Below are 19,010 nucleotides of genomic sequence, written 5' to 3' on the forward strand. Positions count from 1 at the left end.
GGAGATTGGCGTCCATTGTCCAAGAGAATCGTTCCGGGGGGAACATGACTAAGCCGTTCTATTCAGAACCTATCCTGAATTCGCCATATCTGCCGCCGACGCGTCATCATGCGCTTGATGACGAGGGGCAGCCTTTGGACCTGCCGCCAATCGACGGAAGGAGGACGTCGAAGTACCTTGTCCCCGTGCCGCGCGGGAAACGTTCGAAGGCGACGGCCGCGCAGCGGGCGCTCGATCTGGATGAGGCTGGGCACGAAGCAGGCAAGTATTCCCCGAATGCGCTGGTCAACGAGTTACGGCGGCATCTGGAATCCTGGCGCGCCATTCCGAATCCTTCCGATTGGGGTGTGACGCCCACAACCCAGCGACTGCTCCAGCACTGGCGGCATCACAAATTTTCCAACCAGCAGCCGTTCTTCTGCCAGGTTGAGGCAACCGAGACGGTCATTTGGCTGACCGAGGTCGCCCGAAACCGAAAACAGTATGCCCACATTTTCAGGTCTCTCGAGGCGGCAAACAGGGATTCGAATCCCGAACTGTTCCGGCTTGCGCTCAAGCTGGCGACAGGCGCCGGCAAGACGACTGTCATGGCGATGCTGATCGCCTGGCAGGCGATCAATGCTGCCCGCCAGCCCAATTCGAGCCTGTTCTCCCGTGGCTTTCTCCTCGTTGCCCCAGGGATCACGATCCGCGACCGGCTTCGCGTCCTCCTGCCATCGGACCCGGACAACTATTATGTCACGCGCGAGTTGGTGCCGCCGGACATGATGTTTGATCTCGGCAAGGCAAAGATCGTCATCACCAACTACCACGCCTTCCAGCGCCGCAAGGCGCATGACCTCAATCCCGTCGGCGAACGCCTCATGCAGGGACGCACGGGTGCCCCAATCGAGAAGCAGGAAACCGAGGGCGAGATGCTACAGCGCGCCTGCGGCGAACTCCTTCCCCTAAAGAACGTCGTCGTCATCAATGACGAGGCGCATCATTGCTACCGGGAACGGCCTGGCACGGATGACGAGGCTGAAGCCAAGGGCGAGGACAAGGAGGAGGCAAAGAAGAATAACGAGGCCGCGCGCCTCTGGATCTCCGGCATCGAAGCCCTGAAGCGCAAGGTCGGTCTTCGCGGTATCTACGACCTGTCGGCGACGCCGTTCTTCCTGCGCGGCTCGGGCTATGATGAGGGCACGCTGTTCCCGTGGGTCGTGTCGGACTTCTCCCTCGTCGACGCAATCGAATGCGGCATCGTCAAACTGCCCCGGGTCCCCGTCGCGGACAACGCGGTCAACGCACCCTCCCCGATCTACCGAAACCTCTGGGATCACATCGGCAAGAAGATGCCGAAGAAGGGCGCCGGCAAGTCCGGGGATCTCGATCCTCTAAGTCTCCCAAGTGAGCTTCAGACCGCCCTTCATTCGCTCTACAGCCACTACAAGGAGACGTACGAGGATTGGGAACGCGTCCCAATCGACGTGCCGCCCGTATTCATCGTGGTTTGCAACAACACGGCGAGTTCGAAGCTGGTCTATGAGTGGATCGCCGGATGGCAGCGCGAGCGCGAAGGTGAAATGCAGACCATCCACACGGGCCATCTCGACCTGTTCCGGAATTTCGACGAACGCACGGGCGAGCCCTTGCCCCGCATGAACACATTGCTGATCGATTCCGAGCAGCTTGAATCCGGCGAGGCTCTGGACCCGAATTTCCGCCAGATTGCAGAAGCCGAAATTGACCTGTTCCGGCGCGAGAAGCAGGAACGAGAGGGAGCAGCCGCCGGAAGCATCTCGGACTCCGAACTCCTGCGCGAGGTGATGAACACGGTTGGCCAAAAGGGCCGTCTTGGCGAGAAGATTCGCTGCGTCGTCTCCGTCTCGATGCTGACCGAAGGCTGGGACGCCAATACGGTGACCCATATCCTCGGCGTGCGCGCCTTCGGCACGCAGCTGCTCTGCGAACAAGTGATCGGGCGCGGCCTACGTCGTCAGTCCTACGAGCTAAACCTGCAAGGCCTGTTCAACACCGAGTATGCCGACATCATGGGCATTCCGTTCGACTTCGCGACGGAGCCGCAGAAGGTCGTCCGGATCCCGCCGAAGAAGATCACCCGCGTTCAGGCGATGAAGGAGCGAGAGCGGCTCGCCATCCGCTTCCCGCGGGTTGCGGGATACCGCACGGAACTGCCGCCCGACCGCATCTCAGCCTCCTTCTCGCAGGATTCGACGCTGACGCTCACTCCGGAAATGGTCGGCCCGACCAGCGTGCGGCTCGAGGGACTCGTCGGTGAAGGCATCGACATGTCCCCTGCGGCGCTCGACGACATGCTCGCGAACACCGTCAGCATGCATCTGACCAAGCGGCTGATCGAACTCTACTTCCGCGACGGCGACCAGGATCCGCCCTATCACCTGTTCAGCCAGGTTCAGCCGGTCACACGCCGATGGCTGCGCGAGCACGTCAAGACGGTCGGTGGAACTAGAATCGGCATGCTTACCTATGCGGAGCTGGCAGAAAAGGCCGCGAACCTGATTTACAGCGGTATCGTGCGGGATGCCGGTGCGGAGGATGCCACCGTCGTCAAAGCAATGCTCGATCCCTATAACCCGGCCGGCACGACGAACTTCGTTGCCTTCAACACGACCAAGGCCAATCTCTGGAAGACCGCGCCAGACAAGTCGCATACCAACTACGTCGTCTGCGATTCCGACTGGGAGGCCGAATTCGCTCGGGTCGTGGAATCGCATCCGGCGACACTCTCCTACGTCAAGAACCAGGCGCTCGGCTTCGAGGTGCCGTACCGCCTTGGCTCGACCACGCGGCGCTACCTGCCGGACTTCATCGTCCGGATCGACGATAGGCACGGTCCTCACGATCCGCTGCAGCTGGTTGTCGAGATCAAGGGGTTCCGCGGCGTCGACGCCCAAATCAAGGCCGAGACCATGGATTCACTGTGGGTGCCGGGTGTCAACAATATCGGCACCTTCGGCCGCTGGGGCTTCGCCGAGTTCCGCGACGCCTTCGCCGTCGAGGAGGAGTGGGGGAAACTCATTGAAGAACTGAGAACACAACCTATCGAGATGGCAGAACGCATGTTACTGCGGGCGGATTGAGGGGAAGCCGTGGGGTACGAATCCGTAAAGGTCAAAGATATCGTAAAGCGCTCCGTTGGACATGAATGGAGCATTCCGGAGTTCCAGCGGGGATTCGTCTGGAAGACGACACAGGTCCGCGATCTGGCGGAGTCCTTGTGGCTGAATTATCCGGTAGGCACGCTGCTCATATGGGACAACAGTGCCGGCGCCGAAGCCAAGGGCGCGATGGACTCCAAGAGCCCGACAAGTTGGGTAGTCGACGGCCAGCAGCGAACGACAGCCTTGTGCATTCTGAGCGGTCGGAAACCATACTGGTGGCAGGCCGGAAAACCTTGGGATGAACTGCTGCGCAAGTACGACATCAGATTCGACATCCACACTAAGGAGCCGCCCTTTTTCGTGGTGGCAAATGCGGCAACACGGAAGGTCGCGACGAAAAGATACGTCCCAGTCCGAAACCTATTGAATCTCGATGCCGAGAACGAAAAAGACCAGAAAGCACTCCTGGAGCTGGCCAAACAAGTGAAACTCGACGGCTTGTGTGATGGGCTGGATGTGACGGAAGTCTACACCCGACTGGATCGTCTCAGGAAAATCCGAGACAAGGATGTCGTCCTCATCACCGTCGACAACGAACTTGAGGACGTCGTCGAGATATTCGCGCGGCTGAACAGTCGCGGCACCCGCGTCACCGAGGCGGACATTTACCTCGGTGTGGTCGCAGCCCGAACGCCTGGATGGGTCCGGCAGCACTACCTCCCCTACATTGAGAGCCTGGCCGATTCCGGGTTCGACGTAACGCCAAATCTGGTGTTTCGCACGCTTACGGGCATTGGAAAAAAGCGCATTCGATACCGGGATATCGACCCGGCTTTTTGGAACGAAACCCATATCCTTCCTGCCTGGGAGCAAACGAAGAAAGCTTGGGGGTTAACGATCAAACACCTGCGCGATCGCGGCATCTCTGGAAACGCCCTGCTCCCCTCGGATAACGCACTGGTCCCTCTGACGGCCTTACTCGACCGCTTTCCGGACGCGGCCTTTGATCAGGTCTTCTACTGGTTCCTTCAGGCCACACGCTTCGGGCGCTATTCGACTTCTTCGACCAGCTCGATGGAAGAGGATCTCAAGGAGATAGCAGACGCCTCCGACGTTACGGATGCGCTTGAACGATTGCTTGCAAGGATTCGCTATCTTCCGATGCTGACTACCGACGATTTCCTTCGCGATTATTCTGACAGCCGCTTCGGTCGTCTCCTTCTCTACGTGCTTGTTCACAATGCCGGAGCGATCGACTGGGACAAGCCACATATGAAGATCGGTTTCGATTCAGGGGAACTCGTGGCGGGATTCACACCGCAGTTCCATCACGTTTTCCCGAAGGCGTTCATTGGCGACAATCATTCCGCCAGCCTAATCAACGCCCTCGCAAACATCGCCCTAATCGGGCCGAAGGCCAATATACGGATCTCAAAAAAGAACCCGATGGACTATGTAGGCAACTATAACATCGGGGATGCGCAACTCGCGCAACAATTCATCGAACCGTCCCTCGCAACTACAAATATCGCGCAATTTCCCAATTGGGTACAGGCAAGAGCGGAGCGCCTTGCCAAAGCCGGAAACGAGCTTCTTGCTTCGCTTCGAGGAGGCTTGACCGTTCCCGAGCCGCTAGCCTCCGAAGTCTCGTCTGAACACGCATTCAGTGCCGAGTGAATCAAATGCCCAAATCCCCCCGTTCCGTCGATGCCCTGACCCATGATGCCGCACGACGCATCAATGTGCCGACGGCCGAGATGGCGTCGCTGTTCGAGCAGCAGCAGGAGCTCTTGGGCGATGTCGAGCGCGGGATGACGATGCCGCGCCCTCGCCCGTTGGCTAATGGTGAGACGCGCGAGCGTGACGGCGACCTCGACCCGCAGATCGTCTGGAACGGCGCGAAGATCCGCATCACCAAGGAGCAGATGCGCCAGCTTGCCGAGACGGGCGAGCTAGAGCTCGGCGACGCGCAGCTCGTCTGGCGCGGGAAGGACCGGCAGGACTGGTCAGACCTCGTGGTCAACGCGCCGCCGATCTACCGCCAGGAGGCGATCCACCCGAAGCACCTGATCGACGATCTCAGACGCATGTCGGATCGCGCCCGCGAGAGCGGCGCCGAGCAGCCCAACCTGTTCGCCGATTTCAACGGCATCACCGATCCAGAAGCGCGAGCCGAGTTCTACCAGCACGCCCAGCACTGGACGAACCGCTTCATCCTCGGCGACAGCCTGCAGGTGATGGCGAGCCTCGCCGAGCGCGAGGCGATGCGCGGCAAGGTCCAGTGCATTTTCTTCGACCCGCCCTACGGCATCAAGTTCAACTCCAACTGGCAGGTCTCCACCCTTTCCCGCGACGTGAAGGACGGGAAGAAGGAGGACGTCTCACGCGAGCCGGAACAGGTGAAGGCATTCCGCGACACCTGGAAGGATGGCATCCACTCCTACCTCACCTATCTGCGCGACCGGCTGATGGTCGCGCGCGAACTGCTGACGGAAAGCGGGTCCGTCTTCGTCCAAATCGGCGACGAGAACGTGCATCGTGTGCGGGCATTGATGGATGAGATATTCGGAGAGGAGAATATCATCTCGCTGATTCCTTTTGCGAAAACAGGAGGACAGACAGCCGACGTTTTGTCCTCGGTCTGCGATTATATCGTCTGGTACGCGAAATCACGACGGCAAGTGAAATATCGTCAACCTTACTTTACGAAAGAACGTGGCGGCACGGGATCCGGAGAATACTCTTGGATTGAACTGCCGACCGGGGAGCGGCGGCGTGCTACTCGCGAAGAGAACGACAACGAGAGTATTCTACCTTCCGGAACAGTATTCTTTATTCCGGACAACTTAACCAGCAATCGGCCACCAGGGGATTTTCCGGTATCGTTCGAGGGCGAATCTAGTCGACCCCAAAAGGGCTATTGGAAGACTGGTGAGATTGGTTTCCGCCGACTGAAGGCCGCCCGAAGAGTAATCCGTCAGGGAAGAACTCTTCGCTACGTAAGATTCCTAGCTGATTTCCCGGTGTCACCCTACTCGAACATGTGGGTCGACACCGCGGCACGTGGTTGGGGCGAAGAGAAGGTATATGTGGTCCAGACGGGAACAACAGTCATTCAGCGCTGTATTTTGATGACCACCGACCCCGGTGATCTGGTGCTCGACCCGACCTGCGGTTCGGGAACGACGGCCACAGTGGCCGAGCAGTGGGGCCGGCGCTGGATCACTATCGACACGTCTCGCGTAGCGCTCGCCCTTGCCCGCACCCGGCTGATGGCGGCCCGCTATCCCTACTACCTGCTTGCCGACAGTGCGGAAGGCCGCGCGCAGGAGCAGAAGGTTTCCGGCAAGCTCCAGCCGCAGACACCGACCGCCGGAGATATCCGCCAGGGATTCGTCTACGAGCGCGCACCACATATCACGCTGAAATCCATCGCCAACAATGCCGAGATCGACGTGATCTGGGAGAAGTGGCAGGCGGTGCTGGAGCCGCTGCGCGGCGAGCTGAACCAGAAGCTGCAGGCCGCCTTCGAGGAATGGGAAATCCCGCGCGACCTCGACCAGTGGCTGGGGGCAAAGGACGGCGCCGCCAAGGCCTGGCTCGTCGATGCCCGCGTGCGCGAGCTGCACAAGGGTTGGTGGGAAGGCCGGACCGCGCGGCAGAAGGAGATCGACGACTCCATCGTCCGCGCCGCTGACGTCGAGATGCTCTACGACCGTCCCTACGAGGACAGGACCATGGTGCGCGTCGCCGGTCCGTTCACGGTCGAGAGCCTGTCGCCACACCGCGTCGTCACCTCGCGCGACGACACGCTGGCGGGGGAGCTGTCGGCCGCCGAAGGCACCATGCAACCCGCGCCGAAGAACGTGCCGGCCCCGGATTTCGGCCAGATGGTGCTCGACCATCTGCGCTCCGCCGGCGTTCACAGCCAGGAGCGGCGCGACACAATCCACTTCCACTCCGTCGAACCCTGGCCGGGCCACTGGCTTGCCGCCGAAGGCCGCTACACCGACGGCGATGGCCGCGAGAAGCGCGCCGGAATCCTGATCGGTCCGGAATTCGGCACGCTCACCCGTTCCAACATCACCGCCGCCGCGCGCGAGGCCTCCGACGCCCGCTTCGACGCGCTGATCGCCTGCGCCTTCAACTTCGAGGCCCAGGCAAGCGACCTGAACCGTCTCGGTCCGCTGCCGATCCTAAAGGCGCGCATGAACCCCGACCTGCACATGGCCGAGGATTTGAAGAACACGGGCAAGGGCAACCTCTTCGTCGTCTTCGGCGAGCCAGACATCGACCTGATCGAGACGCCGGCCGGCGAAATCCAGGTGAAGGTCAACGGCGTCGACGTCTTTGATCCGTCGACGGGCGATATCCGCTCGACCGACACCAAGGGCATCGCCGCCTGGTTCATCGACACCGACTACAACGAAGAAAGCTTCTTCGTCCGCCACGCCTACTTCCTCGGCGCCAACGACCCCTACAAGTCGCTGAAGACCGCGCTGAAGGCGGAGATCGACGAAGATGCTTGGGGAACGCTCTACTCGGACACGTCACGCCCGTTCGTGCGGCCGCAGACGGGGAGGATCGCGGTGAAGGTGATCAATCACTTCGGGGATGAGGTGCTGAAGGTGTTCGGGGTGTGAGATGGTCGCCACTGAGGAAACAGGGCGGCTGATCCGCAACTATGGGCTCTTTTGGCGCAAGCAAGAGGTCGATTGGAAGCAGCGACGTCACGGGCGGTTGATAGGGCTCGGCGAACGCCGGAAGTCGAGCGGACGTATTGATTTCTCGCAGCAACGAGGCATCTACGCTCTTTACGACGATACGTTCAGGCTGATCTACGTCGGCCAAGCAGGCGGCAAAAATAGGCGGCTGTATCCGCGACTCCGAAAGCATGCGCACAGCGTCCTATCCGAGCGCTGGACACGGTTCTCCTGGTTCGGAATATGCGACGTCGATTGGGATGCGACAGCGGACGTACGTGGCCTGCGTGAGGTGCCCGACGAGATACGGACCGATCGCGTAAATGTCTTAAATCACTTGGAAGCCATACTGATCATGGCGGGGGAGCCAATCAAGAATCTCAAGGGCGGTCTTTTCGGCAATGACGTCACGCATTTTCGGCAGGTCGCATTGAGCCGACAGGATGAGACGCCGACGGACGAGGATTTCTCCGAGGAGGAAGAATAGCTGATGTCCAACCATCTCCGACCGCTGCGCTTGCGGAAATCTTGTCGCCGTTATCGTTCTAACCGCACTGGTCCCCCCGCGGTCAACTGGAACGACCGCCAAGTTGAGCGCTGAGACCTAGGTGATGGCGAGGTTGCAAAAGCAGATAGATCGAACGGTCCCGAAACTCACGTTCCGATATCGGTCAGGCGACGCGCAAGCGTTTGGACGGTTATTGCCGGACGGCGGATTTGTCGTCCTCGCAGACTCGAGCGCGGTGCGAGAAAGTTCGGCGAGCGACAAACGGGATCGCGCGGAACGCGATTCGCTTGTGCGTCGAGGGGTGTTGGTTGGAACCGAAAAGCCCAACTTGCTTGGCTTCGCCCATGACCACACGTTTACGAGCCCCAGTCGAGCCGCAGGCGTGATCCGGGATGGCAATGTCAGCGGCCCCCAGAACTGGATCGAACCTCGAAGCGGAATGTCGCTGAAGGACTTTCTGGAGGGTGATCCGGCGTTCGCGCCGCTGCGGGTACATATCCCGGACTACTTAAAGGCTGACGGGTCAGCAGCCTCGGCTCCCTTCTCGAAGTCTTCGCACGGGTTGTTCAAACGAGAGACGCTCGGGAGCGATGGTGCAGGGGATGGGGCGCGCACCGACTATTTCAAGGAACATTTGGTTCGCATCTTCAAGGAGATCGGGGAGGTCCCGGTCCCCTATCGGTTCATTGACGGCAACGGGTCGCGCCGCTCGATGGATGGCGGCTGTCTGAAATTTGTGGGTCCGGACGGTCAGAACGTTGCTGACTTCGTCTGCAACAGAGACGGCTTCATAGTCGCCGTCCAACCAAAGCAGTCACTTGTTGACGCACTCAGCCCTTCGGAGAGCTCTACCGCTTCCGACCTTGCCGCCCTCGATGCGGATACATCTATTTCGGCAACCCAGCGAGAGCAGCTGGTACTCGCCAGACTGGGTCAGGGCAAATTCCGCGCACGTGTACTTGCCCTTTGGGATGGACGGTGTGCTGTCACGGGATGTTCGCTCGGCGCAGTCATTCGAGCCTCTCATCTGTTGCCATGGCGAGCCGCAACAAATGAGGAGCGTCTCGATCCCGAGAACGGATTGCCTCTGGTTGCGACACTCGACGCTCTTTTCGATGCCGGGCTGATCTCCTTTGATGAGGATGGCGTGCTTCTAGCTACCCAGGAGATGGCTTCGCATAGTGGTCTTCTGGAAGAGAATATGAGCTTGTCCCGGAAACCAACCGCTCGCATGCAAGTATTCCTCTCAAGACATAGGGCAGCCAACGGGTTTCCGCAGTGAGCGAAAGAAGCTTCTGATGGGTGACCCAACAGTGGGAGCGGGAGATGACGATTGATGAAGCCGCGCGTGAGTTGGCCCGCATGTATCATCAGGGAATTGCCGTTCGTGAACAGGCGCTGTCCGTACATCTGTTTGGGATAAAGTTCGCGACACAGCTCGATGGCATGCCTTTGAAGGTGCTCGCAGCGCGCGCCGAGATACCTGTCACTCACGCGACGGAGATCAAGAAGGGTATGAATCTGGCGCGGTATGTTGAGATCAGGAAGGCCTGATGCCCACCATCCTCGCCGATAGCTTCACCGCCTCCCTCGCCAAGCTCGCGAATGACGAGCAGAAGCAGGCGCAACTGACGGCGTTCACTCTGATGACGGAGCCAGATCGGCCCGGGCTGCAGTTCCACCGCATCGACAAGTCCAAGGATCCGAACTTCTGGTCGGTGCGGGTCAGCCGCGACATCCGGATCATCGTTCACAAGACGGGCAGCAGCCTGATGCTCGCCTATGTCAACCATCACGACGACGCCTACGCATGGGCGGAGCGGCGGCGCATCGAGACGCATCCGGCGACCGGCGCCATCCAGATCGTCGAGGTACGCGAACGCGTCGAAGAGATCCCCTCACCCTCCGCCCCAGCCCTGACGGAAATGACCTTCGAGGCTCCACCTCCGGTCGCGGCTTCGATGATTTTCGAGCGGCTAGGAGCAGATCAGATCCTGTCCATCGGCGTGCCGGAAGACTGGATCGCTGATGTGCGGAAGGCCACGGAGGAATCCTTCTTCGCCCTTGCCGGACATCTGCCTCAGGAAGCAGCCGAAGCACTGCTGGAGTACGCCACAACGGGTATTCTTCCGCCACCGGCGCCGCCGGTTGCAAATCCCCTGGCCCATCCCGACACGATGCGCCGGCTCCGGGTCCTGGAGGGCGTCGAAGAGCTTCAGGCGGCTCTCGACGCACCCTTTGAGAAGTGGGCAGTGTTTCTTCATCCGCTTCAAAGGCAGGTCGTCGAGCGCGACTATTCCGGCCCGGTGCGCGTGGCCGGCTCGGCGGGGACGGGCAAAACCGTCGTGGCCCTGCATCGCGTCATGCGAATCCTGCGAAGTGATGCTGAAGCTCGCGTGTTGCTCACCACCTTCTCTGATCCGCTCGCCGAGTCCCTGGAAAGGAAGCTCGCAATCCTTGCGGGCGGCCGACAAGACATCGCAGACCGCGTCACGGTGGCGTCGTTCCGGCGCATCGCCGAAGAGCTGTACGCTCTGACCACAGGCCGAAAGGCCCATGTGGCCGACAGGGAGACTGTTAGGAAGCTGGTCGAGATGGCCGCTGCCGACGCCGGCGTAACTGACTTCTCGCCTCGCTTCCTCCTTTCGGAGTGGGAAAACGTGGTCGACGCCTGGCACATCGAGAGCGCGGACGCTTACGCGGACGTGCCACGCATGGGCCGCAAGAACCGGCTCGGCCAAAAGCAGCGCGAGACGTTATGGCAGGTTTTTTCGCGCGTTCGCGAAGGACTGCGTCAGCGAGCGCAGTTTACGCCAGCAGCGCTGTTCCAGCACGTAACTGCCACCTATGGGGGGCGGAAAGAGAAGCCCTTTTCCCATATAGTGGTGGACGAGGCCCAGGATCTTGGGGTGGCGGAACTTCGTTTCCTCGCTGCTATCGCGCCGGCAGCGCCAGAAGCGCTCTTTTTTGCGGGAGACATTGGGCAGCGCATCTTCCAGCAACCGTTTTCCTGGCTTGGATTAGGCATCGACGTCCGTGGCCGTTCCTTCACGCTCAAGGTGAATTACCGCACTTCTCAGCAGATCCGGCAGATGGCCGATCGGCTTGTTCCTCGGATGATCCGCGATGTGGACGGGCTGGAAGATGATCGCCGCGATACCGTGTCAGTGTTCGACGGCATCGAGCCGGAAGTGGTAATCGCTGATGATGAGGTGGCTGAGAGAGAAGCGGGGGCCGCTTTCATCCGTAGCGCCTTGGACAACGGTATCGCGCCGCGAGAAATCGCGATTTTCGTTCGCTCTCCCGAGCAGCTTCCGAGAGCGCGCGCCGTCGCCGAGGCTGCCGGGTTGTCGTTCAGGACTGCCACGACGCGTCGGCAGGACGAAGAATCTGCTCTCGTCGGCATCATGCACCTCGCCAAAGGCCTCGAATTCCGTGCCGTGGCCATCGTCGCCTGCGATGAAGGCGTGCTGCCGCTTGCAGCTCGGGTGGCGGACGTCGCCGATGAATTCGAGCTCGATGAAGTGATCGCGACAGAACGGCAGCTTCTCTATGTGGCGGCCACAAGGGCTCGGGATCGTTTGTTTGTGTCTAGTGTGAAGCCGGGTTCAGAGTTCCTCGAGGATCTGATTCGCATTTCAGACTGACAATCCGAGCTGCCTGCCCGGGTCGTCTGGCTCTGGCCGGCTCTCTGGCCTCTATTCTCTCCACAACTCTTCAACAGACTTCCAACAGGTTTCAAACAGGCTATCCACACGCCTGCCGAGATCGATGAGGGGTATAACTCAGGGGCAACGTGTGCCTCGATGGAGCCTGAGCGCAAGGACTCCCGAAACATTGTGGCGATACGAGTCCTTTGGTGGATGGAACGAGTCCTTTGGCCGTGAAAACCGTCGTTTATGGGCGTCAGGCGGCAGTCCACAGCCCGGTGAAATCCAAGGGGCGAACCAATTCCCGAACGTATTCTCAGCGCCGGTTGACTAGGGCCCCGGCGACGCCGCAGCCTCGTGCGTATCCACAGGAGGCGATCAATGACCGACGGCAATCAATTACATTTCCTCGCTGAAGGACGCTGCACCCTGGACGTCCGAGCAGAATGCGGCCCTCCGGCTGCTCGCGCTCAGGAATGTAACACCTGTTGCCATTTCGTCGTGATGGAAATCCGCGCGACGCAAGCGCCCGCGGCAGAAGGTAGTCCGGCAGGGTCCGCACCGTCTAGCGGCACGGGAGGTACCGAATGAAAATGTGCCCTCCGAAAATACTCCCCAATATCCCGGCCGCAACTGTCGGCCGCTCGAGACAGCCATCCGAGCAGCCGCAAGAACCACTGACTAGCCGGCCGCGCCTAACACCGCGGGGTCATGACCAGTTCCAGCCACTACAAAGGTATCTGCGGTCGCAAACTGTCGCCGAGCGAAAGCTGAACGTGCGGGAGCGCCCGTAGCGATGGCGAAGCTATACTACCCCGACGCAGAGAGGCTCCGTGGCTTGGGTTTTGAATCAGTCGCCGGTGTGCCCGCCCTTTTTGACCGCACGGAGCGGTACTGCCGGGCGCACAATCGCTATCTTCGCGAACGCGCACTGGGTGAAGCGGGTCTTGGGCGGCCAGCCCCTTGGGACGCAGAGAACGTGCCGTCAGCGAAGACAGTCGAGAACATAGCGCGGCATCTCGGTGTGTTTGTGGATTGGTGCGGTCACCAAAAGGTGGATTGGCGCGAGGTAGGCTACAAGAATGGGATTCTCCGCTACCAGAATGACATGGCTCTGGGGCGCTGGTCCCTCAGCGGCCGAAAAATAGCGCCGAGAACTGCCAATCATCGTGCTGACGAGGCGACAGCATTCTTAGCCTGGGCGGCCGACCGCGGCCTAAGACCTGCATTCGAGATCAAATACAAGGTAGTAAAGAGGCCCTCGGGCGCCAAGCTGCCTGGACTTGGAACGGCACTCGTTCGATCGAGGCAAGAAAGACTGCCGGAGTCTGATTCGGAAGACGTCAAGAAGGTCAGTTTCCTCCCTAGGCCGGAGCAGGTGTCAACCTGGCTTCACGCCGTTCGACAGAAGAAGGGCTACCCAAAGTATCTTGCTTCGCGTTTCGTCGTGGCAGCTGGAACGCGTCTTTTCGAAACCGTGGCGATCGAAGAGCATCAGATCCCATCGAAGGAAACGCTTGAGAATTTGGCAACGGCGGGTCAGATCAGCGCGCCAGTCACTCTGGTTGTGACGAAGGGCGGCAAGCCGCGCACAATCTCCCTCGTGATCGCATTTCTTATGGAGATCCGGAACTGGTTAGATGGTAGATGGTTGACGCTCCGCTACCTATGGCACAAACGCACGAAGAGGCCGCCCTCACCCCGGGTTTTTCTTTCCGACGCCCGCGACTACGAGGGCACTCCAATCTCCAAGGCCCGGCTCTATGACTGCTTTCATACTGTAGAGCCACGCCCTGCCCGATGGCATACGCACTTCGGCAGGCATACCTACGCTTGCTTCTACGTGCTCCACGCACTCGAGCATGAGGCCACGGCGGCTGGCCGGGCGTTGTCCGATATGGGCGCAGACTGGGTCGTGGCACGAGGAGTTTGGTATCTCAAGACGCTGCGAAAGCAACTAGGGCACGCAAGCGAGGAGACGACTGATCTTTATCTCCGATGGCTAGTGACTGCCTCCGGCTTGGCAGAGGCAGCCGCGGGTTGGCACAACTTTCTTGCCGGGGCCCTCGACGGCGAGGTGACGTCGTGAACCAAGCGCGATCCCACAATCTGCCTTGCGACCTCGCGCTTCAATTCTGGGTTCAAGCCCACGATGGCTCTCTCTATCAGCTAGACCTGACTGAGTTCGCCGAAGGACGCAAGCGGGAGGATGTGCGCCCACAGTTACAAGCCAGATGGCCGGGCGACTTTCAGGGACGGCTCGGATTCGCTCTTGGTCTCGCGGAGGTTTTCCGGGCACTTTGTCCTCCGGCAAGCTCCGAGGCTACCTTCAGGTCATCTTGCCGTCAGCTTCTGCGGTTCCTGGACAATGTCGATCCCGATCAGACCGTCCAGTCCTTTGAAGATCTAAAGGACAGCCATGGCATCGGGCTAACGCGTTGGACTGAAGCGAAGGGTTTGACCGGCAGTGTCTACAAGCAGATCAAGGGCCTAGTGGACGCAGCAAGAGCGGCCAGTGGCTCCACGCCTCTGTTCTGGCCTGCACGCGATCGAGATCCGATAGCCCATAACGACGACATCAACCTGAAAGCGTTCCAACGGCTGTACACCGCCGTCAAGAAGGAGGCGATGTCGATCAAAGCCATGTTCCAGGAAGGCGAGCGCCTGGCCAACGAGGGACGAGATCCGCGGGGAGCTCAATCAAAAGGGGGGAGTGCCGAGTGGGAGCAGAGAGAGAACCATGCCTGGCTAATCCGCGAGTTGACGCGGGACACCCTGCCCTCGAAGGAAGCTTTCTATGCTGTAGGTGCCCAGGGCCTGAATAAGGCGAACAATGCCCAGACTCAAAAGCACTATGGCCCCGAATATCTTGCGCCGGGGATGACGGAGCGCGCGCGCGAAGGGATCGTTGGCAAGCTCCGCTGGTTCCATCCCAGCTACCAAGACACGGCGATCTTCTTTTGGCTCTTTCTCCTTGGGACTGGCTGGAACCTAGCCACCGCCGTTGGCATCGACATTTCCGATGAGGAGAATTGGTACGAATCTCATCCCCAGAAGCCCGAATTCTGCGTGATTCATAGCTTCAAAGGCAGGGCGGACAAGCACGTGTTCATCCCTTGCCTGCGGAAACCCGAATGGCATCCCTATCGAATTATCGAATTCATGATCGAGCGTACTGCTCCCCTTAGGCGCACGGTAATCCAACGGCTGGTTGAGGCGCGTGCAAAGTACCAAGTCGACGCAACGCCCGAAACGGCCGCCGAGGTCGCGCGGCTGGAGTCAATGTCCCGCAGTCCATGGCTGTTTCACGTCGTGAATAAGGTAGGTGAGGTCGGCTATCTGCATAGCGACGACTCTAGCCATCTGAACGCGATAGGGAGGCTCGTAGCGGAGAAGCACGGGCTGGTCGCCGAATACCCAACGCTTGCTGCCCTCGTGACGGGTGAGGCCAGGGACGCCTGGATTGGCCACTCATACATAACCAGCGGCAACAACATCCTGATCGCGCGGCTCGCTGGCCAGCACGAGGACTACCGATCACTCGTTCACTACCTTCGCCGTCGGCGTTATCGCGCGCAAAGCGAAGGGCTCGTCCGCGCCTTCCAAGACGCCACATTTGCCGAGATTGAGAGCGGACGTGTTCTTGATGCGACCCGGATCAGACTGAAGCTGGAGCGGGGCGAAATAACGCCCGAGCAAGAACGACGGTTACTAGACCTGCGTCAGCGTACGCGGCTGGGGATGGGATGCCTCTCGCCGGATTCTCCTCCACGAGACGTATCGCCCGATCACGTCCCAGGCACCATCTGCCGAGTCCAGCGCTGCACTGGCTGCATCAACGGAATCGTTTTCGAGGAGAGTCTCGATCCGCTCGCACGCGCAAGAGCGGAACTCATCTACATTCAGCGTACAATTCCTCTAACAGCTTGGTCTGGATCGTCTTTCGAGGAAGAGGCAGCGTCCTTGGATGCGACATTGGCAGACTTCGATGCTGTCGCCGTTGAGGAGGCGACTCAACGGTGGCTGAACAAGGTTTTGTCAGGAGAAATCCAGGTTCATGATACCTTCCCAATTTACTGACTCCACTGAAGCAGCTCGCCCTGAACGCTGGGGAGAGGCGCTTTCTGTCGCCATCGGAGACTATGCGTCGCTGGGCGGCAGGCCCTGGGAGGAAGTGAGCAGGATCGAGATTTTCCCTGGCGTACGGGTCGGTGACAGGATCTGGATCGTTCCTGAGATCTGGTTACCTCCTGGAACCCTCCGACGAGCAAGCAGCAGAACCCTCACGATCTCGTGCTTTCCTGATAGTCACGAGACGACGGACGCTGTACCGATTTACGACCAGAGCCTCCGAAGGTCCCTCTTGGCATTGGCTCTTCCCCGAAGAACTCAGACAGGTGTTAGACGCGTCAAGGTCTCCACTTGGCTAGGCCGAGCGCGGTGGCTCTTGAAAATGGCTGGATGGGCGGCAGGCCACCAGCCGTCGCCGGACCTCCGGCTATGGTCCCATTTGCGAGTAGACAACTGGAAGAGAATGCGCACGGACCTTTCCACAAGCCCCAGTTCGCAGCTCACAATCCGCACAGTCATCAAGAACCTTGCTGAACTTGGCGGACGTGGCGTCTTGTCGGATTTCCCCCTCCAAGCTCAGTCGGCTGAGGCCGAAGGAATATCAACTGAACCCTCCCTTGAAACCTCCCGACGCGGGAAATCGGCGCCGAGCACGCCGAAGCAGAAGGAGGGCAAAAATACCGAGCCCTATAGTGACTCCTTTGTTACCGAAGTGGTCGGCCGAGCGCTGTGGCTTCAGGACAACCTTGGCTCGCAAATAGTCGCGTGCTGGGCGGAGCTTCGAGCCCATGCAGCCCGGTCCGAACGCAGTACGAGCCATCCTAAGTCGATCGAGGAACGCAGGGCCATCATAGCCGACTTCCCTTGGCGTGACGCGTCGGGAAAACCAGTGACTCACCTGCCGTGGACTATGACCTGGGCTAGAGAGGGTAGAACAACCGCTGCGTGGCCGCCTCGCGATGCCATCAGCATCAACATCATGGTAGGCGTGATCCAAGCCCTGAATTATTGCGTCCATAGTTTCTGCACGGGTGGCCGCTCAAGTGAGGCGTTGGACGGAACTGACGGTTCTGTGGATCCGCATGGGATGGGTCATTATTACGCGAGAACCTTCAAGTACGCTGAAGGTGACAGCGGTCTGGAGCGAGACTGGCCTCTGCACCCCCGAGCCCTCAAGGCGCTCCAACTCCAACAGGAGATAGCGCGCGTCATCCGCCCCGAAGGCAAGGCGCATCTCTGGGTGCTGCTTCAGGATGGCGCTGAACCCGCCGGTTCCCCACTTCGGAACGTGAATGAGCCAGTTGTCCAGGCTGTATCGCAGTTGGGGTTGAGTCACCTCACAGGACAAAGCAGACCACACTCGCACCGATGGCGGCACACACTGGCGCGTTTAATTGCGCTATGCGTGGCGGCGGCACCTCAAGTGCTGATGGATCTCTTCGGTCACCACGACCTCGAGATGACCTTACGATACATGCTTTCAGATCCAGCCATCGCCCAGGACGTAAAGAAAGTTGCCGCCGAGATCGCCTACGCGGTTGCCGAGGAGGCGCTGACAGATGTTGAGTCAGGGGCAGCTGGTGGGCCGGCGGCTACGTCCCTTCGGGTGGGTATAGCTGACTTCAAGATGCGCCGCGGGGAGAACGCACTCGGAACAGACAGCATGTCTGAAGCGATCAAGATCTTGACCTTCAACGGCCGCCTCTGGGAGTTGGTACGACCGGGCGTCCTCTGCACAAAAGGACTCGGGCAGTTCGGGCCATGCACGCAAGGGCGGGGATCTCCGGACGCCGGTGCGTGCCGAACGGGTTGCGATCACCGACTTGAAATGGCTCGGGCTAAAACGGATTGCGCCGGGGTGTTGGCCAAGTTGCTTGATGAACATGCCGCTGCCTCAGAGGAAGGTGCGGACATGGTTCTCGCGAACATCGAGGGGCAAATCCTCGCTAATTTGTTGCGCTGGGATGACCTGCGAGAGCGCGTACTCGCCGACAGCGAGACCGCGAGCATGATCTGGTCCAGCCGCAAAGCCGCATAGATCCACGATGGTAGATGCTCGCATGCCGCCTACCAGAGACAAAGCCACTAAACCGAGGCCATCGAGGGACCTCGCAGATCAAGGGCGGAAGGCGGCTGCACGAAAAGCCGCAACGACGGTCGAGAAGGTGGCGCGCGCCAAGCGAGCAATCGAGATCGACCTCGAAAGACACGGCGGTGTGTACCCCTACGCAGGAGGCAGGCTTACCGCAGAAGAGGTCTTGAGACGCGCAGGTCTGAATCGTGCGCTCCTTCAGAAGCCTCGGCACACGGACATGAAGGGAGACCTCAAGGCGTGGCTCGTGGACATCAAGAAGAAGCAGCTCACGGGCAAGAAGGTTGTCCGAAAGGCGGTCACGGAAAGGGCCGACACCGCCGAGGGTGAGATTGCCCTGATCAGGCAACGTTGGGCCGAGTCAGAGCTAGAGTTCGTCGAGCAAGCGAACGAAATTGCGCGCCTGACCCAGAAGTGCGTTGAGTTGGAGAAAGAAATTCGGGTTCTTCGATCTGCAATGGGAAGCGGTCAGGACGTCACGCTATCGAAGGACAAGGATGCGTTCTTGTGATGCGGTGTATCCCATCAATGGAAGGACCAGTCAAAGGAGGCACATGTCCATGCGGATCTATTTCATGACCACGCAACGGCCCAAGACCGTTGCGAAGAAGCTGAAAAAGGCTGCCTACGCCGCAGGTATCGAGCTCAAATTGGGGAAAGCCCAAAACGCCGTCGCGAGAATGTATGGCTACGCTCACTGGAACGAACTGCATTCGTCCGTTGGAAGCCGCACGCCGTCGCTGATGGATGGCGACGTTGCTGATGAGGAGGTGACAGTGACGTTGCCCCCAGTTTCTATCCAGTTTTGAGTTCGTTTCCGGCGTGGGTTGTGCCCTGCTGGGCGGGTGAAGCGACGGGCGC

Annotated in this window: 12 protein-coding genes; all 12 read left to right on the forward strand. The window is 59.9% G+C overall.

Going from position 1 to position 19,010, the window contains the following annotated elements; all coding sequences use genetic code 11:
- Window positions 1-44: 44 nt before the first annotated feature.
- The 12 genes from NKH99_RS28025 to NKH99_RS28080 all read left to right on the forward strand — a co-directional run bounded on the left by NKH99_RS28025 (window position 45) and on the right by NKH99_RS28080 (window position 18,958).
- The gene (locus NKH99_RS28025; protein WP_353016884.1) at window positions 45-3,104 is read left to right on the forward strand and encodes a BPTD_3080 family restriction endonuclease; all 3,060 of its coding nucleotides are present in this window, start codon (window positions 45-47) and stop codon (window positions 3,102-3,104) included.
- 9 nt (window positions 3,105-3,113) lie between these two features.
- Window positions 3,114-4,802 carry a GmrSD restriction endonuclease domain-containing protein gene (locus NKH99_RS28030; protein WP_353016886.1) on the forward strand — a complete coding sequence of 563 codons (1,689 nt, stop codon included), beginning with the start codon at window positions 3,114-3,116 and terminating at the stop codon, window positions 4,800-4,802.
- 80 nt (window positions 4,803-4,882) lie between these two features.
- Window positions 4,883-7,768 (forward strand): site-specific DNA-methyltransferase, encoded by a 2,886-nt coding sequence (locus NKH99_RS28035; RefSeq protein ID WP_353016888.1) that lies wholly within the window; start codon window positions 4,883-4,885, stop codon window positions 7,766-7,768.
- Between the two features lies 1 nt (window position 7,769).
- On the forward strand, window positions 7,770-8,315 hold the full coding sequence (locus tag NKH99_RS28040; RefSeq protein ID WP_353016890.1) for a GIY-YIG nuclease family protein: 546 nt from the start codon (window positions 7,770-7,772) through the stop codon (window positions 8,313-8,315).
- Between the two features lie 124 nt (window positions 8,316-8,439).
- A complete protein-coding gene (locus NKH99_RS28045) occupies window positions 8,440-9,618 on the forward strand; it encodes an HNH endonuclease (RefSeq protein WP_353016892.1) in 1,179 nt (392 codons plus the stop codon).
- Between the two features lie 44 nt (window positions 9,619-9,662).
- Window positions 9,663-9,890: an HTH-like domain-containing protein gene (locus NKH99_RS28050; RefSeq protein ID WP_353016894.1), complete on the forward strand. Its 228-nt coding sequence runs from the start codon at window positions 9,663-9,665 to the stop codon at window positions 9,888-9,890.
- Window positions 9,890-11,983 (forward strand): 3'-5' exonuclease, encoded by a 2,094-nt coding sequence (locus NKH99_RS28055; protein ID WP_353016896.1) that lies wholly within the window; start codon window positions 9,890-9,892, stop codon window positions 11,981-11,983. The genes NKH99_RS28050 and NKH99_RS28055 overlap by 1 nt, the downstream gene beginning before the upstream one ends.
- Before the next feature lie 799 nt (window positions 11,984-12,782).
- On the forward strand, window positions 12,783-14,075 hold the full coding sequence (locus NKH99_RS28060; protein ID WP_353016898.1) for a site-specific integrase: 1,293 nt from the start codon (window positions 12,783-12,785) through the stop codon (window positions 14,073-14,075).
- On the forward strand, window positions 14,072-16,066 hold the full coding sequence (locus NKH99_RS28065; protein WP_353016900.1) for a hypothetical protein: 1,995 nt from the start codon (window positions 14,072-14,074) through the stop codon (window positions 16,064-16,066). The genes NKH99_RS28060 and NKH99_RS28065 overlap by 4 nt, the downstream gene beginning before the upstream one ends.
- A gap of 970 nt (window positions 16,067-17,036) precedes the next feature.
- A complete protein-coding gene (locus NKH99_RS28070; RefSeq protein WP_353016903.1) occupies window positions 17,037-18,095 on the forward strand; it encodes a site-specific integrase in 1,059 nt (352 codons plus the stop codon).
- Window positions 18,096-18,117: 22 nt separating this feature from the next.
- Window positions 18,118-18,660 (forward strand): hypothetical protein, encoded by a 543-nt coding sequence (locus tag NKH99_RS28075; protein ID WP_353016905.1) that lies wholly within the window; start codon window positions 18,118-18,120, stop codon window positions 18,658-18,660.
- 49 nt (window positions 18,661-18,709) lie between these two features.
- Entirely contained in the window at window positions 18,710-18,958 is a 249-nt protein-coding gene (locus NKH99_RS28080; protein WP_353016908.1) for a glyoxalase superfamily protein, read from the forward strand.
- Window positions 18,959-19,010 lie beyond the last annotated feature (52 nt).

This window comes from Mesorhizobium sp. M0854, from assembly GCF_040319815.1.
Classification (GTDB): Bacteria; Pseudomonadota; Alphaproteobacteria; order Rhizobiales; family Rhizobiaceae; genus Mesorhizobium.

Bases quoted from the DNA above. Each gene is read 5' to 3' on its own strand.
- NKH99_RS28025 (WP_353016884.1), top strand. From the start codon at position 45: ATGACTAAGCCGTTCTATTCAGAACCTATCCTGAATTCGCCATATCTG.
- NKH99_RS28035 (WP_353016888.1), top strand. From the start codon at position 4,883: ATGGCGTCGCTGTTCGAGCAGCAGCAGGAGCTCTTGGGCGATGTCGAG.
- NKH99_RS28040 (WP_353016890.1), top strand. From the start codon at position 7,770: ATGGTCGCCACTGAGGAAACAGGGCGGCTGATCCGCAACTATGGGCTC.
- NKH99_RS28045 (WP_353016892.1), top strand. From the start codon at position 8,440: ATGGCGAGGTTGCAAAAGCAGATAGATCGAACGGTCCCGAAACTCACG.
- NKH99_RS28050 (WP_353016894.1), top strand. From the start codon at position 9,663: ATGACGATTGATGAAGCCGCGCGTGAGTTGGCCCGCATGTATCATCAG.
- NKH99_RS28055 (WP_353016896.1), top strand. From the start codon at position 9,890: ATGCCCACCATCCTCGCCGATAGCTTCACCGCCTCCCTCGCCAAGCTC.
- NKH99_RS28060 (WP_353016898.1), top strand. From the start codon at position 12,783: ATGGCGAAGCTATACTACCCCGACGCAGAGAGGCTCCGTGGCTTGGGT.
- NKH99_RS28070 (WP_353016903.1), top strand. From the start codon at position 17,037: ATGGTAGGCGTGATCCAAGCCCTGAATTATTGCGTCCATAGTTTCTGC.
- NKH99_RS28075 (WP_353016905.1), top strand. From the start codon at position 18,118: ATGCCGCCTACCAGAGACAAAGCCACTAAACCGAGGCCATCGAGGGAC.
- NKH99_RS28080 (WP_353016908.1), top strand. From the start codon at position 18,710: ATGCGGATCTATTTCATGACCACGCAACGGCCCAAGACCGTTGCGAAG.